General features: G+C 46.6%; 7 protein-coding genes. 6 read left to right on the top strand and 1 reads right to left on the bottom strand.

All coding sequences use genetic code 11. The annotated features are described in order from the left end of the window. The first annotated feature begins 154 nt into the window (after positions 1-154). Positions 155-403, top strand: coding sequence for a transposase (locus tag NJ959_RS30870; protein WP_373693718.1), 249 nt, complete (start codon positions 155-157; stop codon positions 401-403). Next, positions 310-534: a hypothetical protein gene (locus tag NJ959_RS26705; protein ID WP_254014794.1), complete on the top strand. Its 225-nt coding sequence runs from the start codon at positions 310-312 to the stop codon at positions 532-534. The genes NJ959_RS30870 and NJ959_RS26705 overlap by 94 nt, the downstream gene beginning before the upstream one ends. A 67-nt stretch (positions 535-601) precedes the next feature. Here NJ959_RS26705 and NJ959_RS26700 read toward each other — a convergent pair whose 3' ends face one another. Continuing rightward, on the bottom strand, positions 602-778 hold the full coding sequence (locus tag NJ959_RS26700) for a hypothetical protein (RefSeq protein WP_254014793.1): 177 nt from the start codon (positions 776-778) through the stop codon (positions 602-604). Between the two features lie 381 nt (positions 779-1159). On the opposite strand from NJ959_RS26700, the gene rplC reads away from it, so the two are divergent. From rplC to rplB, 4 genes are all read left to right on the top strand, one after another. Continuing rightward, positions 1160-1795 (top strand): 50S ribosomal protein L3, encoded by a 636-nt coding sequence (gene rplC / locus NJ959_RS26695; RefSeq protein ID WP_254014792.1) that lies wholly within the window; start codon positions 1160-1162, stop codon positions 1793-1795. Between the two features lie 143 nt (positions 1796-1938). Continuing rightward, complete coding sequence (rplD, locus tag NJ959_RS26690; protein WP_254014791.1) at positions 1939-2577, top strand: 50S ribosomal protein L4; 639 nt, start codon at positions 1939-1941, stop codon at positions 2575-2577. Then, positions 2564-2866, top strand: a complete 303-nt coding sequence (locus NJ959_RS26685; protein ID WP_254014790.1) for a 50S ribosomal protein L23 — start codon at positions 2564-2566, stop codon at positions 2864-2866. Before rplD ends, NJ959_RS26685 begins: the two co-directional genes overlap by 14 nt. 102 nt (positions 2867-2968) lie before the next feature. Continuing rightward, on the top strand, positions 2969-3832 hold the full coding sequence (gene rplB / locus NJ959_RS26680; RefSeq protein ID WP_254014789.1) for a 50S ribosomal protein L2: 864 nt from the start codon (positions 2969-2971) through the stop codon (positions 3830-3832). Positions 3833-3992: the final 160 nt, after the last annotated feature.

Below are 3992 nucleotides of genomic sequence, written 5' to 3'. Positions count from 1 at the left end.
GGAGAAGGGAGGGGTCTACCGTACTAAGAGCCTATCCGAAAAATCCGTTACGCTGTAAACTGACATAATGGACAACACCAAACAAAGTCAAACCTCAGTGCCAACGATTTGACGAACACCTGATGATTTATGGCAACGCCTTGCCCCGATACTGGTGGTCAATAAACCTCGCCAGAGACAAGGACGACTGAGAACTTATGACCGGAGAATCTTTGATGCCTTGATTTATCTAGCCCGCACTGGCACACAGTGGTGCGCCTTGCCGAGAGAATTTGGACCGAAATCCACAGTCTACTCAAGGTTTAAGGAATGGGTAGAATATGGTTGGAAAGCAAAAAGCACCGGGCAGTTTTGTTACTTGAGTATGAAGAAGTTGTGGGGATTGATTGGCAGTGGCAAGTAGAGAGACCAACTCCTGAAAAACTCTCTCAACACCTTTGTTTGGATCGGGGGTATGATTATCAATCCTGTCGGGAATCAGCTCGACGATGGCTAGACCATCATCGGTTCCTGGTGGGCTTTTTTGCGAACTGACCAGTCATGACCACGCGATCGCGACTAACCACCCAACCCTACCTACCTCAGCCTTAAGCGCTGTTTATTATGTCAGCTTACAGCATAACGGATTTTTCGGATAGGCTCTTAGTGCGATCGCAAAGCGAGCGAAGCGAGTAAAGCAAGCAATCTCCACCCCAATTCCCCCTGTAAAGCAGATTCCCCCCAACAAACCCGACTCCCCAACCCAGACAAATCCCTGAAACGCCGTATTCCCGTACATATCCCCGATTTCTCCCCAACTCAGAGCGGATCGTAAAAAAAAAGATAGACATGTATCGCCCAATAGTTTATACTGGACAATCGTGACCAAATCACGGTAATTCCATCTCGCCTCCGAAGGATACTGAGTAGTGACACTAACGAGTTCGCGACTTAAGTCCCGAAGAATAAAGGCGACCTAGTTAGCCAAAACTAACTGATCGCAAAAGTTCACAGAATCTGGCTATTCAAGTCTTACAAGGCGATAACAAGGCAGTTCCTCTTCCAGTGGCAGAGTGTATTTAACCTGAAGTCAGAATAATTGAATTTGTGAGGTAGGACAGATTCGGGATAGAATCGCTGCCAATCTCGCCAAACTGTAACGTCTAAAAAGGAGAAGCCTGTGTCGCTCGGTATCCTCGGCACTAAACTCGGCATGACCCAAATCTTCGACGAGGAAGGAAGAGCAATTCCAGTCACCGTCGTTCAAGCAGGTCCATGCACCGTCACCCAAATTAAAACCAAGCAAACCGATGGCTACGCTGCCATTCAGGTTGGCTATGACGAAGTAAAACCCAAGGCACTCAACAAGCCAGAATTGGGACACCTAGCCAAATCAAGCGCCCCGCCCTTGCGCCACCTGCGCGAATATCGTTTAGATAATAGTGCAGAATTTGAACTGGGCGGACAACTCAAAGTAGATATTTTTAGTCCTGGTCAAATTATTGACGTAAGTGGAAACACTATTGGTCGTGGCTTTGCTGGCTATCAAAAGCGTCACAACTTCAAGCGCGGTCCCATGTCACACGGTTCTAAAAACCACCGCCTCCCCGGTTCGACAGGTCCTGGAACAACACCCGGCCGCACCTTCCCAGGGAAGAGAATGGCAGGTCGTTATGGCGGAACCAGAGTTACCATCCGCAAGCTGCAAGTCGTGCGGGTAGACTTAGACCGAAACTTGATCCTAATTAAAGGAGCAGTTCCCGGCAAACCAGGAACCCTCTTAAGCATTATCCCGACAAACAAAGTCGGACGTTAATCGCGATAGGTCATTAGTCATTGGTCATTGGTGATTGGTCATTTGTTATTTGGTATTTGTTATTTGACAAACAACTAAAAACAAACAACCAACAACCGACAAATGACAAACAACTAAAAACTAAAGACTAAGGACTAAAAACTATGGTTAATTATGTGGTGCGAAACTGGCAAGGAGAAGAAGTCGGAGAAGCGACAATCGAATTGCGAGTGGCTAAAGAAGAGAATGCCAAACATATAGTTCACCGAGCATTAGTTAGACAAATGACAAATGCTCGTCAAGGAACAGCATCAGCAAAAACCCGCGCTGAAGTAAGTGGCGGCGGACGCAAACCTTGGCGGCAAAAGGGAACTGGTCGCGCTCGTGCTGGCTCGAACCGTTCACCACTCTGGCGCGGTGGCGGTGTCATCTTTGGACCAAAACCCAGAGACTTTAACCTAAAAATGAATCGCAAAGAGCGACGACTAGCGCTGAGGACAGCCTTGATGAGTCGCTCTGAAGATTTGATTGTGGTAGAAGATTTTACCTCACAACTAGAACAGCCCAAGACCAAAGAACTAGCAAGCGCGATCGCACGTTGGGGAATTGAGCCTGATGCCAAGGTTCTACTCATCCTACCTCAATCGGAAGAAAAAGTTTACTTGTCAGCACGAAACATGGCAAAAGTCAAGCTAATTTGTGCAGACAGCTTAAATATTTACGACGTGCTAAACGCTGACAAAATCGTCACAACTAACACCGCTCTTAGCAAAATTCAGGAGGTTTACGGTGATTCAGTATAATCCCTGCGACCTGGCAGATTTGGTATTGCAGCCAATAGTTACAGAAAAGGCAACCCTGTTATTAGAAGATAACAAATATGTCTTTGAAGTGATTCCCAAAGCCACCAAACCCGAAATTAAAGCGGCAATAGAAAGCCTATTTAATGTCAAAGTTACCGCAGTAAACACCATGCGTCCACCACGCAAAAAGCGTCGAGTGGGCAAATTTAGTGGATTCAAGCCCCAATACAAACGAGCGATCATCACTTTAGCACAGGGAGACTCGATCGTCCTATTCCCAGACGTATAAAGGGCTATTTAGTTATTAGTGGTTTGTTGTTTGTTGTTAGTTATTGCCAATAACAAATAACGAATAACAAATAACAAATAACAAACAACAAAGGATATTTTTATGGGCACTCGTTCTTTTCGACCGTATACTCCCGGTACTCGTCAGGCAGTTATCTCAGATTTCGCCGAAATTACCCGGAGCGAACCAGAAAAATCATTAACCCACTCCAAGCATCGCGACAAAGGTCGTAATAATCGGGGTGTGATCACCAGTCGCCGTCGCGGTGGCGGACATAAACGCTTATACCGGATCATTGACTTTCGCCGGAATAAATACAATATTCCTGGCAAAATAGCCGCCATTGAATACGATCCCAACCGGAATGCCAGAATTGCTCTGGTTTACTATCAAGATGGAGAAAAACGCTATATTCTTCATCCGGTAGGGTTAGCCGTAGGCGCGACAATTGTATCCGGTCCTGATTCTGCCATTGAAATAGGCAATGCCCTACCCCTGAGCAATATTCCCCTGGGTACTGGCGTTCATAACGTAGAACTCACACCAGGAAAAGGTGGACAAATTGTCCGCGCTGCTGGTGCAGTAGCTCAAGTAGTGGCCAAAGAAGGGAACTACGTTACCCTCAAACTGCCATCCACAGAAGTCCGGATGGTACGTCGTGAATGCTACGCCACCATCGGACAAGTCGGTAACATTGAAGACAGAAACCTCAGCTTGGGTAAAGCTGGACGGAATCGCCATTTGGGACGACGACCATCCGTGAGAGGAAGCGTCATGAACCCAGTGGATCACCCCCATGGAGGTGGAGAAGGCAGAGCGCCAATCGGCAGATCCGGTCCTGTGACTCCTTGGGGTAAACCAGCATTGGGAGCCAAAACTCGCAAACGCAAGAAGAAGAGTACCGCTTTAATCGTCCGACGGCGGCGGAAATCCTCCAAACGAGGACGGGGCGGTCGTCAGTCTTAATTTAGTTGTTGGTTGTTGGTTAGTTGTTATTTGTTGTTGGTTATTAGTTATTAGTTATTTGTCCTTCAAAAGCTAACAACTAACAAGGAGATTAAACTCCTGGCGAACAACAAACAACAAACAACAAACAACAAACAACAAACAACAAACAACAAACAAC

Origin of the sequence: Limnofasciculus baicalensis BBK-W-15 (assembly GCF_024178385.1) — a bacterium.
Classification (GTDB): Bacteria; Cyanobacteriota; Cyanobacteriia; order Cyanobacteriales; family Coleofasciculaceae; genus Limnofasciculus; species Limnofasciculus baicalensis.
The sequence above is the reverse complement of the archived record's forward strand: the minus strand, read 5'-3'. Positions and strand labels throughout refer to the sequence as shown.